This is a genomic window from Arthrobacter sp. zg-Y1219 (assembly GCF_030125545.1).
Classification (GTDB): Bacteria; Actinomycetota; Actinomycetes; order Actinomycetales; family Micrococcaceae; genus Arthrobacter_B.
Genome location: NZ_JASKLY010000004.1, coordinates 1 through 15,070, shown reverse-complemented (window position 1 = coordinate 15,070; position 15,070 = coordinate 1). Strand labels below are relative to the sequence as shown.

11 protein-coding genes are annotated in these 15,070 nt (G+C 65.3%); 10 read left to right on the top strand and 1 reads right to left on the bottom strand.

Features of this window, described 5'->3' with window-relative positions; all coding sequences use genetic code 11:
* The first annotated feature begins 316 nt into the window (after window positions 1-316).
* The 4 genes from QNO00_RS02835 to QNO00_RS02820 all read left to right on the top strand — a co-directional run bounded on the left by QNO00_RS02835 (window position 317) and on the right by QNO00_RS02820 (window position 3,788).
* The gene (locus QNO00_RS02835) at window positions 317-937 is read left to right on the top strand and encodes an ATP-dependent Clp protease proteolytic subunit (RefSeq protein WP_229965773.1); all 621 of its coding nucleotides are present in this window, start codon (window positions 317-319) and stop codon (window positions 935-937) included.
* A 48-nt stretch (window positions 938-985) separates the two neighbouring features.
* Window positions 986-1,657 carry an ATP-dependent Clp protease proteolytic subunit gene (locus tag QNO00_RS02830; protein ID WP_229965415.1) on the top strand — a complete coding sequence of 224 codons (672 nt, stop codon included), beginning with the start codon at window positions 986-988 and terminating at the stop codon, window positions 1,655-1,657.
* Between the two features lie 170 nt (window positions 1,658-1,827).
* Window positions 1,828-3,120: an ATP-dependent Clp protease ATP-binding subunit ClpX gene (gene clpX, locus QNO00_RS02825; RefSeq protein ID WP_229965416.1), complete on the top strand. Its 1,293-nt coding sequence runs from the start codon at window positions 1,828-1,830 to the stop codon at window positions 3,118-3,120.
* Window positions 3,121-3,170: 50 nt separating this feature from the next.
* Complete coding sequence (locus tag QNO00_RS02820) at window positions 3,171-3,788, top strand: mycothiol-dependent nitroreductase Rv2466c family protein (protein WP_284023562.1); 618 nt, start codon at window positions 3,171-3,173, stop codon at window positions 3,786-3,788.
* Between the two features lie 103 nt (window positions 3,789-3,891).
* Here the strand turns inward: QNO00_RS02820 and valS are convergent, their stop codons facing one another.
* Complete coding sequence (gene valS, locus QNO00_RS02815; protein WP_284023561.1) at window positions 3,892-6,519, bottom strand: valine--tRNA ligase; 2,628 nt, start codon at window positions 6,517-6,519, stop codon at window positions 3,892-3,894.
* A gap of 416 nt (window positions 6,520-6,935) precedes the next feature.
* On the opposite strand from valS, the gene QNO00_RS02810 reads away from it, so the two are divergent.
* The 6 genes from QNO00_RS02810 to ndk all read left to right on the top strand — a co-directional run bounded on the left by QNO00_RS02810 (window position 6,936) and on the right by ndk (window position 14,965).
* On the top strand, window positions 6,936-7,769 hold the full coding sequence (locus QNO00_RS02810; protein ID WP_284023560.1) for a PDDEXK-like endonuclease domain-containing protein: 834 nt from the start codon (window positions 6,936-6,938) through the stop codon (window positions 7,767-7,769).
* A gap of 379 nt (window positions 7,770-8,148) precedes the next feature.
* Complete coding sequence (locus tag QNO00_RS02805) at window positions 8,149-8,970, top strand: SDR family oxidoreductase (protein WP_284023559.1); 822 nt, start codon at window positions 8,149-8,151, stop codon at window positions 8,968-8,970.
* A gap of 368 nt (window positions 8,971-9,338) precedes the next feature.
* Window positions 9,339-12,647, top strand: a complete 3,309-nt coding sequence (gene ileS / locus QNO00_RS02800) for an isoleucine--tRNA ligase (RefSeq protein ID WP_284023558.1) — start codon at window positions 9,339-9,341, stop codon at window positions 12,645-12,647.
* A 5-nt stretch (window positions 12,648-12,652) separates the two neighbouring features.
* Window positions 12,653-14,026, top strand: a complete 1,374-nt coding sequence (locus tag QNO00_RS02795) for a bifunctional folylpolyglutamate synthase/dihydrofolate synthase (RefSeq protein WP_284023557.1) — start codon at window positions 12,653-12,655, stop codon at window positions 14,024-14,026.
* Window positions 14,027-14,031: 5 nt separating this feature from the next.
* Window positions 14,032-14,505 (top strand): DUF4233 domain-containing protein, encoded by a 474-nt coding sequence (locus QNO00_RS02790; protein WP_284023556.1) that lies wholly within the window; start codon window positions 14,032-14,034, stop codon window positions 14,503-14,505.
* Window positions 14,506-14,545: 40 nt separating this feature from the next.
* Entirely contained in the window at window positions 14,546-14,965 is a 420-nt protein-coding gene (ndk, locus tag QNO00_RS02785; protein ID WP_284023554.1) for a nucleoside-diphosphate kinase, read from the top strand.
* Window positions 14,966-15,070: the final 105 nt, after the last annotated feature.

The following is a 15,070-nucleotide window of genomic DNA, read 5'->3' as shown; positions in this document are numbered from 1 at the left end:
ACGACGACGCCGCTTGCCCGCACGGGCAGGCGGCGTCGTCGTTTAAGCAGTAGGGAGACCGGGGGAGCACGCAGTGCGGAACCCGGGGAAGCGCCGGTGCCAGCCGCCGTCGGCCGCGTGATTTCCCCTGCCTTGGGCTGTGGCGGGCATCGTGCGCCGTCAGCGAACAGCCCGCAAAACCCGAGCAGATCACAGCCGCAACAGGTTAGTGTCCTAGAAGAGATAAACGGCGGGACCAGCTGACGCGGTTAGCGGTTCTGTACCCCGCCAGAGCGAGAGGTCACTCAGTATGGCAATTGCACCCAACACACCCACAATGGCAACGGTGGACCCGGCTAGCCGGGACGACTACATCTACAACCGTCTGCTGCGCGAGCGGATCATCTGGTTGGGCTCGGAAGTCCGGGATGACAACGCGAATGCCATCTGCTCTCAGCTGCTGCTGCTCTCCGCAGAAGACCCTGAGAAGGACATCTTCCTTTACATCAACTCTCCGGGCGGATCGGTGACGGCCGGAATGGCCATCTACGACACGATGCAGTTCATCCCGAACGACGTCGTCACCGTGGCAACCGGGCTGGCAGCGTCCATGGGACAGTTCCTGCTCTCCTCCGGCACCAAGGGCAAGCGCTACGCCACGCCGCATGCCCGCATCCTCATGCACCAGCCCTCCGGTGGCATCGGCGGCACCGCCTCCGACATCCGCATCCAGGCTGAACTGATCCTGCACATGAAGCAGGTCATGGCCGAGCTCACGGCCGAGCAGACCGGCCAGTCGGTGGAAACCATCCTGAAGGACAACGACCGCGACAAGTGGTTCACGGCTCCGGAAGCACTGGAGTACGGCTTCTTCGACAAGATCTCCGCGCATGCCGGCGGCGTCACGGGCGGCGGCGGAACTGACCAGGACAAGGGCGCAGCCCCGGTCGAGGACTGACGCTTCCTCCTTAGCCAGCGCACCTTTCTTAGACTTCAGGAGTAATTTATGAACACCCATTTTGGAACCGCAGGCGGCTCGGCACCGCAGATGCCGTCCAGCCGCTACGTGCTGCCGCAGTTCGAGGAGCGCACGCCGTACGGCTTCAAGCGCCAGGACCCGTACACCAAGCTGTTTGAGGACCGCATCATCTTCCTCGGTGTCCAGGTCGACGACGCCTCCGCCGACGATGTCATGGCCCAGCTGCTGGTCCTTGAGTCCAACGACCCGGACCGCGACATCACCCTGTACATCAACTCTCCGGGCGGTTCGTTCACGGCCATGACGGCCATCTACGACACCATGCAGTACATCCGTCCGGAAATCCAGACGGTCTGCCTGGGCCAGGCAGCCAGTGCCGCAGCCGTGCTGCTGGCCGCCGGAACCCCGGGCAAGCGCCTGGCGCTGCCGAACGCCCGCGTGCTGATCCACCAGCCTGCACTGGGTGGCGGCGAGCGTGGACAGGCATCTGACCTGGAAATCCAGGCGGCCGAAGTCATGCGCATGCGCACCTGGCTCGAGGACACCCTGGCGCTGCACTCGAACCACACCTCCGAGGAAGTGAACCGGGACATCGAGCGTGACAAGATCCTCACCGCCGCCGGTGCCCTTGAGTACGGCCTGATCGACCAGGTGCTTGATTCCCGCAAGATCAAGACCCCGGCCATCAACCGGATGTAACTGCTTCCAATAGGCCCGTGGTGCGAAATTACGCACCACGGGCCTTTTGGTTGCTGAATCGCTCAGCCAATTGTCCTAGAGTGGAACATGGCTGACCGGCCGAGCCCGCCCCCGTCTGGGGACGGAGTCCGGCGCTGTTGGAACGATGGACCATCTAAGGGGACTGAATTATGGCTCGCATTGGTGAGAGCACCGATCTGCTCAAGTGCTCCTTCTGTGGAAAGAGCCAGAAGCAGGTCCGCAAGCTCATTGCCGGCCCCGGGGTCTACATCTGCGACGAATGCATTGACCTGTGCAACGAAATCATCGAAGAGGAACTCTCCGAGGTGGCGGATCTGGGCACCTTCGAGCTGCCCAAGCCGCGCGAAATCTTCGATTCCCTGCAGGAATACGTGATCGGCCAGGAACCGGCCAAGCGCTCCCTCGCCGTCGCCGTCTACAACCATTACAAGCGCATCCAGGCCGGCCACGCGCCGCGGAACACCGGCAACCTTTCCGACGCCGTGATGTCCGACGACGTGGAGATCGGCAAGTCCAACATCCTGCTGATCGGCCCCACCGGCTGCGGCAAGACCTATCTGGCTCAGACCTTGGCCCGCCGCTTGAACGTGCCCTTCGCCGTCGCCGACGCCACGGCACTCACCGAAGCCGGTTATGTGGGCGAGGATGTCGAGAACATCCTGCTGAAGCTGATCCAGGCCGCCGACTACGACGTCAAGAAGGCCGAGCAGGGCATCATCTACATTGACGAGATCGACAAGATCTCGCGCAAGAGCGAGAACCCCTCGATCACCCGCGACGTGTCCGGCGAGGGCGTGCAGCAGGCGCTCCTCAAGATCCTTGAAGGCACGGTTGCCTCCGTCCCGCCGCAGGGCGGCCGCAAGCACCCGCATCAGGAATTCATCCAGATCGACACCACCAATGTGCTGTTCATCGTGGCCGGTGCTTTTGCCGGACTGGAAGAAATCATCGGCTCCAGGTCCGGACGGAAGGGCATCGGCTTCGGCGCTCCGCTGAACGAGAACGCCAAGGAAGCCGATTCCTACGCCGAAGTCATGCCTGAGGACCTGCTGAAGTTCGGTTTGATTCCTGAATTCATCGGCCGGCTCCCGGTCATCACCACGGTGTCCAGCCTGGACCGCGCCGCGTTGATCCGGATTCTTACCGAACCCAAGAACGCCCTGGTCAAGCAGTTCCAGAAGATGTTCCAGCTCGACGGCGTGGAGCTCACCTTTGAGCCTGCCGCCCTGGACGCCATTGCCGACGCCGCACTGTCCCGCGGCACCGGGGCCCGCGGATTGCGTGCCATCCTCGAAGAGGTGCTGCTGCCGGTCATGTTTGACCTGCCCAGCCGCGACGACGTCGCGACCGTGGTCATCACCGAGGACGTCGTGACACAGAAGGCCGAGCCCACGCTGATTTCCCAGGCCGTGGCGACCAAGCGCCGGAACAAATCCGCCTGATCAGCGGTTGCCCCAACCAACGATCCGCATAACCCTTGAAGGAGTTTGCCTTGACCTCGCCTGACGCTGCAGCAAAAGCTGATTTCTGGTTTGACCCGACCTGCCCGTTCGCCTGGGTGACCTCCCGTTGGATGGACGAAGTCGAGAAGGTCCGTGATGTCCGCACCTCGTGGCACGTCATGAGCCTGGCCGTCCTGAATGAGGGACGGGATCTGCCCGAGGATTACCAGGAACGCATGGAGGCAGCCTGGCGTCCGGTGCGCGTGATCATCGCCGCGCAGGAACTGCACGGTGCAGAGTACATCAAGAAGCTCTACGACGCGATGGGCACGCGCATCCACATCGGTGCCGACAAGGACTTCACCGCAGTGATCCGGGAAGCCCTGGAGGAGGTGGGCCTGCCGGCTGACCTGGCGCAGTACGCCGACAGCGACGCGTTCGACACCCAGCTGCGTGCCTCGCACCAGGAAGCCACCTCCCGGGTGGGCGACGACGTCGGAACCCCCGTGGTCGCGTTCAACGGCACCGCGTTCTTCGGTCCGGTGCTGACCCGCATTCCGCGCGGCGAGGAAGCGGGCCGGATGTTTGACGGCGCCGTCATGCTGGCCGAGAACCCGGCCTTCTTCGAGATCAAGCGCAGCCGTACCGAGCGCCCGCAGTTCGACTGAACCAGCCGACACACCAAAAACCAACTGACACACTCAGACACAGGAAAGCCCCGCCGGAAGATACATCCGGCGGGGCTTTCTCCGTCCCTGCGGACGGAGGCTTCTACTCGGCCGGAGGAGCCAGCTCGACGTCGGAGACGGCCAGTTCGCCGTCGCCCGTTGCCAGGGACAGCTCACGCACGTTGCCAGCCGCCTTCAGATCGGCCAGCCCGGCCTCCAGCTGGACCACCTGGGCTGCGGAAGCCGTGACGGCGGCCTTGAGGACCTCCGTGCGCTGCTTGACCTTGGCCTCGGACTTGGCCTTGCGGATGCCGCCCAGGGCGGTTGCCACCGTGGCGAGGATCCCGGCGTCGGCCTCCGCAACGGCTGCGGACAGCGCATCGACGTTCGGCCACGGCGCGCGGTGCACCGAGCCGTTCCGCCACCAGCCCCAGACCTCTTCGGTCGCGAAGGGCAGGAACGGAGCGAACAGACGCAGCAGCGCATCCAGGGTGGTGGCCAGGGTGGCCAGCACGGAGGCCTGCTCTTCTTCGCCGAACGCACCGTAGGCGCGGTCCTTGATCAGCTCCACGTAGTCATCGGTGAAGGACCAGAAGAAGGACTCACTCAGCTGCAGGGCCTTGGCATAGTCATAGTTCTCAAATGCCTTGGTGGAGGCATTCACAACCTCGGCCAGCTGCTTGAGCAGTGCGGAGTCCAGCGCGTTGGTGATCACCGAGGTGTCGGCGGTGAGAACGTTCTGTTCCGTGGCACCCAGGTTCAGCACGAACTTGGAGGCATTGAGCAGCTTGATGGCCAGGCGGCGGCCAATCTTCATCTGCGCAATCTCGTAGGCCGTGTCGGCACCGAGCTTGGCCGAGGCCGCCCAGTAGCGGACGGCGTCGGAGCCGTAGTCGTTGAGCACATCGGTGGGGACCACCACGTTGCCCTTGGACTTGGACATCTTCTTGCGGTCCGGATCCAGGATCCAGCCCGAGATGGCGGCGTGCTTCCACGGCGCTGCGTGGTTCAGCGCGTCGGCGCGGACCACGGAGGAGAACAGCCAGGTGCGGATGATGTCGTGCCCCTGCGGGCGCAGATCAAAGGGGAAGACCTTGGCAAACAGGTCCTCATCCCGGCTCCAGCCGCCCACAATCTGCGGCGTCAGGGACGACGTGGCCCAGGTGTCCAGGACATCGGCGTCGCCGACAAAGCCGCCGGGCTGATTGCGCTGGTCCTCCGAGTAGCCCGGGGCCGGCTCCGCGGCCGGATCCACCGGCAGCGACTCGGACGCGGGCAGCACCGGATTCTCGTAGTCCGGGTTGCCGGAGGCATCCAGCGGATACCAGACCGGAACGGGGACGCCGAAGAAGCGCTGGCGGGAGACCAGCCAGTCACCGTTCAGGCCCTCGATCCAGTTTTCGTAACGTGAACGCATGAACGCCGGATGGAAGTCGATCTCCTTGCCGCGGGCGATCAGGCGTCCCCGGCGGTCCTCGTCCCGTCCGCCGTTGCGGATGTACCACTGGCGGCTGGTGACTACCTCCAGCGGCTTGTCGCCCTTTTCGAAGAAGTTCACCGGGTGCGTGATCTTCTTCGGTTCTCCCTCGAGGTCGCCGCTTTCGCGCAGCATCTCCACGACGGCTTCCTTGGCGCTGAAGACGGTCTTGGCGGCCACGGCGGCGTAGTTTTCCTTCGCCTTTTCCGTGGTGATCCACTCCGGCGTTTCGGCCAGCAGGCGGCCGTCACGGCCGACGACGGCGCGGGTGGGCAGGTTCAGTTCCCGCCACCAGGTGACGTCGGTCTGGTCGCCGAAAGTACAGATCATCGCGATGCCCGAACCCTTGTCCGGCTTGGCCAGCGGATGAGCGCGGACCTGGACCTCGACGTCGAACAGCGGGGACGTGACCGTGGTGCCGAACAGGCGCTGGTAACGCTCGTCGTCGGGGTGTGCGACCAGGGCGACGCAGGCGGGAAGCAGCTCCGGACGGGTGGTCTCCACGAAGATCTTTTCGCCGTCGGGGGCATGGAAGCTGATCCGGTGGTAGGCGCCGGGCTGCTCGCGGTCCTCCACCTCGGCCTGGGCGACCGCGGTGCGGAAGGTGACGTCCCAGAGCGTGGGAGCCTCCGACATGTAGGCATCGCCGGCCTTGAGGTTCTCCAGGAAGGCGCGCTGGCTGACGGCGCGGGAGTTGTCATCGATGGTGCGGTAGGTGCGGGTCCAGTCCACGGACAGGCCCAGGGTGGAGAAGAGGTCCTCAAAGACCTTCTCGTCCTCCACAGCCAGCTCCTCGCACAGCTCGATGAAGTTCCGGCGGGAGATGACGTCGAAGTCGCGCTGGTTCTTCGGTGCGGTGGCCGGCGGGCGGTAGTCCGGATCGTAGGGCTTGGTCGGATCGCAGCGGACGCCGTAGTAGTTCTGCACCCGGCGCTCGGTGGGCAGGCCGTTGTCGTCCCAGCCCATCGGGTAGAACACGTTCTTGCCGGTCATGCGCTTGTAGCGGGCCATGACGTCGGTCTGCGTGTAGGAGAACATGTGTCCCACGTGCAGTGAACCGGAAGCCGTGGGCGGGGGAGTGTCGATCGAGTAGACGTCCTCGCGGACCGTGTCTTCGTTGAACGCGTACGTTCCCTCTTCGCGCCAGCGGCGGCTCAGGGTTGCTTCAAGGCCCTCGAGGGCGGGCTTGTCGGGGACGGATACGGTCTTGGGTGCGTTGTCGGGCGTGTCTGTGCCCGGAAAGTTTTCAGCCATGGTTCCATTCTTTCACGCGGGCGGTATGGCGTGCGGCACTGTGCGCTGTGATGCGGAATTGGCGGACGCGGCGGTGCCGGTGATGCCGTGTTTGGCAGGCCCGGTCTTGCTGCCCGCACCGGTTCCCACTCCTTGGTATCTGCTGGGGCAGGTGGGACCCCACAGGCCACAGGAGTAACGAAGGGTGGGAATCAGTGCGCGGCGCCGGACCGTTTCCAGATCCGTGGCACCAGGCGGGCCACGACTCTGTGGCGGCCCGCTCCTGTGCGGCGACGACACTCCTCTGCGCAACGCCGCCGCTGCGCAACGACACCCCGGAGCACAACCCCTCCGCCACAGGCCGGGAACCGATGCGCCCTGTCTACAGATCTGGCCTTCCCATGGCGCCGATACTCCAACGGAATAATGCTCGGGGCATGAACAGCCTCGAAGTATTCCTGAGGTTCCACCATGGTGCCGCGCGATTCAGTACCCTCACGGCGAACGGCTTCACGCGGGCCGAGATCGACCGAGCAGTGCGGAGTGGAACGGTGTTGCGGCCCGGCCCCGGCATCTATGCCCTGCACGATGCGCCGCCCGAGCTGCTGTTCGCTGCTGCCAGCGGTGTGTCGCTGACCTGCATCAGCGCCGCACGGGTGCTCAATTGGTGGGTGCTGCCCGAGGCGCATCAGGTCCATGTGGTGGCGGACCGGGCAACCCGCCTCGCTGACACCGTTGTGCACCGGGGTCCCCGCACGGGTAAACGCCTCATCGCTGCTCCCGCACAGATCGTCGGAACAGCTTTCCGATGTCTTCCGCCGCTGCCCGCGCTGGTCCTCGCAGAGTTTGCCGTCAGCAGGCAACAAGTGGGGATCCGGACATTGGAACAGCAGTTTTCGGGTCCCAAGGACTGGAAGATTCGGCAGCTCATCGCCGGAATCCGGCCCAGGACTGCATCGCCGCTGGAAGTGTGCGCGCGTTTCCACCTCCAAGCGGCCGGGCTTTCGGTCGAAACGGAGGTTCGCATACCGGGAGTGGGCCGGGTGGACCTAGTTGTGGAAGGACGGCTGCTCGTGGAAATCGACGGATATGAGTTTCACAGTGGAAGGGAGCAATACCGCAGGGACAGGAACCGTTGGAATGCGGCGACGGCGGCAGGATGGATGACACTTCGGATTACTGCTGAGATGGTGCTGCGGAACCCAGAGGGGTTTTTGGCACTCGTTCGGCGTGCACTCGCTGGCTACCCCGCACTGGTTCCCACCCTCTGATTTCTTCTGTGGTTGGTGGGGTCCCATAGGCCACAGGAGTAACGAAGGGTGGGAACCAGTGCGCGTGCGGGAAGGAGAGGCGGTTAGGCGGGTCCCACAGGCCACAGGAGTAACGAAGGGTGGGAACCGGTGCGGGCGGTGGAGTCGGTTCGGGCAGGGGTGCGAGCGCAGGCGGTACGGCAGCGCGCGCGGGCAGGAAGGCGGGGGTGGGAACCAGCAGGCGCCGCGGACAGGCAGGGTCGGCAGGGTCGGCAGGGTCGGGCAGCGCGACCCGGCAGGACGGAGCCGGCAGGACGGAGCGGACAGCGCAGCGGCTGCAGCACGTAATACAGGGCCCGGGACCTGTGGAGCAGGCGGGCCCAATGACTACAGTGGCTGCATGACTTCCGCCGTGCCTTCCCCCGTGCCTTCCCCCGCGCCTTCCCCCGCGCCTTCAGCCGCCCAGTCCAGCCCCGTCCAGCGCGCCAAACGCGCAGTAGTGACCGGAGCAAGCTCAGGAATTGGAGCGGCAGCTGTCCGCGCCCTGCGCGCCTCCGGCTGGGATGTCGTGGCTGTCGCCCGCCGGGAAGAGAAACTGCAGGCGCTCGCCGAGGAAACCGGCGCGCAGACCGTCACCGCAGATGTGACCGACAGCAAATCGGTAACGAAGATGGCCGAAGAGGTGCTGGCCGGCGGGGGAGTGGACGCGCTGATCAACAACGCCGGCGCCGCCTTCGGCATGGACTCGGTGGCCGAGGGCAAGCTCAGCGACTGGGAAGCCATGTACAACGTGAACGTCATCGGAGCACTCCGGGTTACCCAGGCATTCCTGCCCGCCCTGCGCGAATCCGGCCAGGGCTCCATCCTGATGCTGACGTCGACGGCGGCCCTGGCTGCTTACGAAGGCGGCGCCGGTTACTGCGCGGCCAAGTCGGCTGAACAGGCGCTCGCGGAAACCCTGCGCCTGGAAGAGGCGGAAAACAACGTGCGGGTCATCGAGATCCTCCCCGGCATGGTCAAGACAGCGGAGTTCTCCCGGAACCGTCTGGGGAACGAGGAAGCGGCCGAAAAGGTCTACGCCGGCGTCGCGGAGCCGCTCACCGCCGAAGACGTAGCGGATGTCATGGCCTATTCCCTGAACCTTCCCCACCACATCAACCTGGACAAGGTAGTGCTGCGCCCGCTGGCCCAGGCAGCAAACCACAAGGTCATCCGCCGGTAACGGCCATCCGCCGGCCAACGCGTTGCCGCAGCGGGCACGGCACGCCTTCGGTGTACTTCGACATCGCCGGGGCCGTGGCCTAAACTGGCGGGAGCAGCTTTGACCCGGCCATCACCGGTGAGCTTCCGGAAGAACAGCCCTGCCACTGCAACACGGGGCCCAGTAGAACCGGACGGGTAAGCCCGTCACAGCAGTCAACGAGCGGCAGCCCGGTTCGGCGGCGCATTGTTTTGCAGTTCACTGCAACGCACGGCGCGGACGACGACGGCGGCAAGCGAGGTGGTACCGCGGATTTCCGCAGGCTTTGAGCCGGCAAGGATTCCGCCCTCGCATCCTGTTTTTCACCAGAATTACTTGCCGCTATCAGGATGACGAATATGCCCTCTATCTATCCCAAGGCCACTACGGCCGCCGCCCCGGCAGAAAACGCCGCCCCGTCTTCCCCCCGGTTTCCGGAACTCGAAGAACGCGTTCTGAAGTACTGGGACAAGGACGGCACCTTCCAGGCCTCGATTGATGCACGGCCTGCCGGCAAAGACGGCGCCAACGAATTTGTCTTCTACGACGGCCCTCCCTTCGCCAACGGCCTGCCGCACTACGGGCACCTGCTCACCGGCTACGCCAAGGACCTGGTGGCCCGCTACCAGACCCAGCGCGGCCGCCGAGTCGAGCGCCGCTTCGGCTGGGACACGCACGGCCTGCCCGCTGAACTTGAGGCAATGAAGCAGCTGGGCATGTCCGACAAGGTCCAGATCGAGAAGATGGGCATCGACAAGTTCAACGACGCCTGTCGTGCCTCGGTCATGGAATATGCCGGCGAGTGGCGGGACTACGTCACGCGCCAGGCCCGCTGGGTGGACTTCGAGAACGACTACAAGACACTCAATGTCGACTACATGGAATCGGTCATCTGGGCCTTCAAGACCCTGCATGAAAAGGGCCTGACCTACAGCGGCTTCCGCGTGCTGCCGTACTGCTGGAAGGACGAGACGCCGCTGTCCAACCATGAACTGCGCATGGACGACGACGTCTACAAGGACCGCCAGGACCAGACTGTCACGGTGACCTTCCCGATCACCGCCGGCGACAACGTGCTCTCCGCCGAGCTCGAGGGCGTTCTCGCTATCGCCTGGACCACCACGCCCTGGACCCTGCCCACCAACATGGCCCTCGCCGTCGGGCCCTCCGTCCGCTACGCCGTGGTGCCCGCCGGCCCCAACGGCACCCCGCAGGGCGATCCGGCCGCCCGCTACCTGCTCGCCGAAGACCTGGTGGGTGCCTACGCCAAGGACCTGGGGTACGACGACGCCGACGCCGCCCGTGCGGCCGTCACCGCCGTGCACCTGGGCAACGACCTCGCCGGACTGCGCTACGCGCCGCTGTGGAACTACTACACCGACACCGAGAAGTGGGGCACGGCCAACGCCTGGCAGATCGTCACCGCCGACTACGTCACCACGACCGACGGCACCGGCATCGTCCACCAGGCTCCCGCCTACGGTGAGGACGACCAGAAGATCTGTGAAGCCAATGGCATCCCGGTGATCCTCTCCGTGGACGAGGGGGGCAAGTTCCTGCCCATGTTTGGCGACGGCCCCCTGGCCGACATTGCCGGCCAGCAGGTCTTCGACGCGAACAAGGCGATCACCAAGGTGCTGCGCGCCGACGGCCGCCTGCTGCGCCAGGCCAGCTACGAGCACAGCTACCCGCACTGCTGGCGCTGCCGCAACCCGCTGATCTACAAGGCGGTCTCCTCCTGGTTCGTCGAGGTCACCAAGGTCAAGGACCGCATGGTGGAGCTGAACCAGCAGATCAACTGGATCCCGGACAACGTCAAGGACGGCCAGTTCGGCAAGTGGATCGAAAACGCGCGTGACTGGTCCATCAGCCGCAACCGCTACTGGGGCAGCCCCATCCCGGTCTGGGTCTCCGACGACCCCAACTACCCCCGCACCGACGTGTACGGTTCGCTAGCGGAACTGAAGGCCGACTTCGGCCGCCTGCCGGTGAACAAGGCCGGCGAGCCCGACCTGCACCGACCGTTCATCGACGAGCTGACCCGCCCCAACCCGGATGACCCCCGCACCCCGGAAGAGGGCCAGTCCACCATGCGCCGCGTGGAGGACGTGCTGGACGTCTGGTTCGACTCCGGTTCCATGCCGTACGCCCAGGTGCATTACCCGCACGAAAACGCCGAGTGGTTCGAGAATCACAACCCGGGCGACTTCATCGTCGAGTACATCGGCCAGACCCGCGGCTGGTTCTACACCCTGCACGTCCTGGCGACGGCACTGTTTGACCGTCCGGCGTTCCGCAACGTGATCAGCCACGGCATCGTGCTGGGCTCGGACGGGCAGAAAATGTCCAAGTCCCTGCGCAACTACCCGGACGTCTCCGAGGTCCTGGACCGCGACGGCTCCGACGCCATGCGCTGGTTCCTGATGTCCTCGCCGATCCTGCGCGGCGGCAACCTTGTTGTCACCGAACAGGGCATCCGCGAGGCAGTCCGCCAGGTCATCCTGCCGCTGTGGAACGTGTGGCACTTCTTCACGCTCTACACCAACGCCGCGGACAACGGCAACGGCTATGAGGCCAAGGCCCGCTACGAGTCCAGCGAACCGCTGGACAACTACATGCTCGCCGCCACCGGCGACCTGGTGCGGACCATGACCGGGCAGCTGGACAGCTACGACGTGTCCGAGGCCTGCGAAACGCTGCGCCAGTACATGGACACGCTGACCAACTGGTACATCCGCCGCAGCCGCAACCGCTTCTTCGACGAAGACGCCCAGGCCTTCGACGTGCTCTACACCTGCCTGGAAACGGTCTGCCGGGTCGCCGCCCCGCTGCTGCCGCTGATCTCCGAAGAGATCTGGCGCGGCCTCACCGGCGGACGATCGGTGCACCTGACCGATTGGCCGGACGCCGATCTGTTCCCGCAGGACGAGGCCCTGGTGGACCGCATGGACCGCACCCGCCGGATCGCCTCGGTGGGTTCCTCGCTGCGCAAGGCCGCGAACCTGCGGGTGCGCCTGCCGCTGTCCGAAATGACGGTCGTCGCCCCCGACGCCGAGGCGCTGCAGGGCCAGTTCGCCGCCATCATCGCTGACGAGCTGAACCTGAAGTCAGTCCGGCTGATGGAGGCGGCCGCCGCTGACCCGGCCGAGTTCGGCATCACGCAGAAGCTTGTGGTGAATGCCCGTGCCGCGGGTCCGCGCCTGGGCAAGAACGTCCAGACCGCGATCAAGGCCTCCAAATCCGGCGACTGGTCGGTGGACGACGCCGGAACCGTCACCGCCGGCGGCCTTGAACTGCAGCCGCAGGAATACACGCTGGAAACGGTCGTGGAAACCGCCGACGGCGAGTCCTCCAAGGCAGTCTCAGTCCTGCCCGGCGGCGGCTTCCTGGTGCTGAACACCGAGGTCACCCCGGAGCTGGCTGCCGAGGGCACTGCCCGCGACGGCATCCGCGCCATCCAGCAGGCCCGCCGCGACGCGAACCTGCACATCAGCGACCACATCCGCACCGTGGTCAAAACGTCGCCGTCGTCCGCCGCGGCGCTCGAGGCGAATGCCGAACTGATCAAGTCCGAAACCCTGACCGACGAGCTGGTTCTCACGGCAGTTACCCTTGCCGACGACGATGAAGAATTCACCGTCACCCTGGAGAAGATTTAATGAGCATGTCTGACGGACCCTCCGGAGCAATTGACGGTTTTTCCGTTGAGAGCGTCTATGCCGAGCTGCTGAGCCGGGCGCCGGAAAACAAGATGGAGCCCCGGATGGCTCCGCTGTTCCGGGCCATGGAGGTGCTCGGGGAGCCGAACAAGGCGTTCCCGATCATCCACATCACCGGCACCAACGGCAAGACGTCCACGGCGCGGATGATCGAAGCCGGACTGCGTGCCTACGGGCTGCGCACCGGCCGGTACACCAGCCCGCACCTGAGCAAGGTCACCGAGCGGATCAGCATCGACGGCGAACCCGTTTCCGATGAGACGTTTGTGCGGATCTGGGACGAAATCCACCCCTACCTGGACATCGTCGACGGCGAACTGACTGCCGCCGGAGAGCCGCGCCTGACCTACTTTGAGGCCGTTACCATCCTGGCGTTCGCGGTCTTCGCCGACGAACCGGTGGACGTGGCGGTCATTGAAGTGGGCCTGGGCGGCATCACCGACGCCACCAACGTGGGCGACGGTTCGGTCTCCGTGATCACCCCGATCTCCCTGGACCACACCGAGCTGCTGGGCGACGACGTCGCCGACATCGCCATGGAAAAGGCCGGCATCATCAAGGAAAACGGCTTCCTGATCAGTGCCGCCCAGCCGATGGAGGCGGCCCAGGTGCTGCTGGAGAAGGCCCGTGAAATGGGCATCCCGTACCGCTTCGAGGGCGTGGAGTTCGGCATCGAATCCCGGGTCATGGCAGTGGGCGGGCAGATGCTCACCATCGCCGGACTCGCCGGACGCTACGAGGACCTGCTGCTTCCGCTGCACGGCAAGCACCAGGCCGAAAATGCCGCCGTCGCCGTCGCTGCGCTGGAGGCCTTCATCGGCGGAGGAACCAAGGAACTGGATGTGGAGCTGCTGCGCACCGGGTTCTCCACCGTCACCTCGCCCGGCCGCATGGAAGTGGTGCGGACCGCCCCCACCATCGTGGTGGACGCCGCGCACAACCCGGCAGGCGCCAAAGCCGCTGCAGAGGCTGTGCTGGAAGCGTTCAGCTTCACCTCCCTGGTACTGGTGGTGGGGATTCTGGCGGAGAAGGACGCCGTCGGGATCCTGACCGAACTGCGCGAGACGCTCGGCGACCAGATCGCCGGAGTCTGCCTCACGCAGTCCAGCTCGCCGCGGGCCCTTTCGGCCGAAGACCTGGTTCAGGACGCCGTCGACGCCGGCTTTGCCGATGCGGACCTGCAGGTGGAACCAGGCCTGGACAACGCACTGGAGTGGGCCGTCGCCAAGGCCGAAGAGAACAATGACCTGGCCGGCGGTGTCCTGATCATTGGGTCCATCACCGTGGTGGCCGAAGCGCGCACCCTCTTGGGGAAGTAAGGGCCATGGCAAAGCTGACCAAAGCCCAGCGCGAGTGGCGCCCGGGCATGCCCAAAAAGCGGCGCTCCGTGCGCATCATGTTCGCCTCCGTGGTCCTTACGCTGGAAGCGTTCCTGGTGATCTTCGCAACGCTCGCCGTTTTTGGCCTGCAGCGCGACGTCCTGAATCCCGCGATAATCCTCAGCGGCGGCCTCGTCCTGAGCGCAGCACTGATCGCAACCTGCGCGTTTCTGTCCAAGCCGGCCGGTCCGGTGATCGGCTGGATCCTTCAGCTGGTGATCATCGCCACCGGCTTCCTGGAGCCGATGATGTTCCTGGTCGGAGCGCTCTTCGCCGGCACCTGGTGGTACGCGCTGAAGACGGGCATGCGGCTGGACCGCGAAAACCGCCAGCGGGACCGCGAGCAGGAGGAATGGGAAAAAGCCCATCCCGAAGGCTCGGCAGGCTCCGGCACTGCCGGCGAAGCGGCCACAGACTAGGCTTAGACCAGAAATCCGCAACTTGGCAAGGAGATTTACCGTGAGCACCGAGCGCACACTTGTACTGATCAAACCCGACGGCGTGGAGCGGAACCTCTCCGGAGCCATCTTGGCGCGCGTTGAAGCCAAGGGCTACACCCTGGCCGAGCTGAAGAAGGTGGAGGCCACCCGCGCCGTGCTCGAGGAGCACTACGCCGAGCACGAGGGCAAGCCGTTCTACGAACCGCTGGTGGAGTTCATGCTCAGCGGCCCGATCGTCGCGGCCATTTTTGAGGGCGAACGGGTCATTGAAGGCTTCCGGTCCCTGGCCGGAACCACCGATCCGACCACTGCCGCCCCGGGCACCATCCGCGGCGACTTCGGCCGCGACTGGGGCACGGCCGTGCAGCAGAACCTCGTGCACGGTTCGGATTCCCCCGAGTCCGCGGCCCGTGAAATCGGCATCTGGTTCGGCAAGTAGTTTTTACCCCGGGGAGCAGTTCCCCGGACAAAAGAGGAGGGCGGGCCCCCCCCGGGGGCGGGCGCCCCATTTGTGGTTTTGCCGCGGGCGGGCCGAGGGGCACCG

Coding starts and splice junctions, on each gene's coding strand:
- QNO00_RS02790 (WP_284023556.1), top strand. CDS start 14,032: ATGGCAAAGCTGACCAAAGCCCAGCGCGAGTGGCGCCCGGGCATGCCC.
- ileS (WP_284023558.1), top strand. CDS start 9,339: ATGACGAATATGCCCTCTATCTATCCCAAGGCCACTACGGCCGCCGCC.
- valS (WP_284023561.1), bottom strand. CDS start 6,519: ATGGCTGAAAACTTTCCGGGCACAGACACGCCCGACAACGCACCCAAG.
- QNO00_RS02805 (WP_284023559.1), top strand. CDS start 8,149: ATGACTTCCGCCGTGCCTTCCCCCGTGCCTTCCCCCGCGCCTTCCCCC.
- QNO00_RS02795 (WP_284023557.1), top strand. CDS start 12,653: ATGTCTGACGGACCCTCCGGAGCAATTGACGGTTTTTCCGTTGAGAGC.
- QNO00_RS02835 (WP_229965773.1), top strand. CDS start 317: ATGGCAACGGTGGACCCGGCTAGCCGGGACGACTACATCTACAACCGT.
- QNO00_RS02810 (WP_284023560.1), top strand. CDS start 6,936: ATGAACAGCCTCGAAGTATTCCTGAGGTTCCACCATGGTGCCGCGCGA.
- QNO00_RS02830 (WP_229965415.1), top strand. CDS start 986: ATGAACACCCATTTTGGAACCGCAGGCGGCTCGGCACCGCAGATGCCG.
- clpX (WP_229965416.1), top strand. CDS start 1,828: ATGGCTCGCATTGGTGAGAGCACCGATCTGCTCAAGTGCTCCTTCTGT.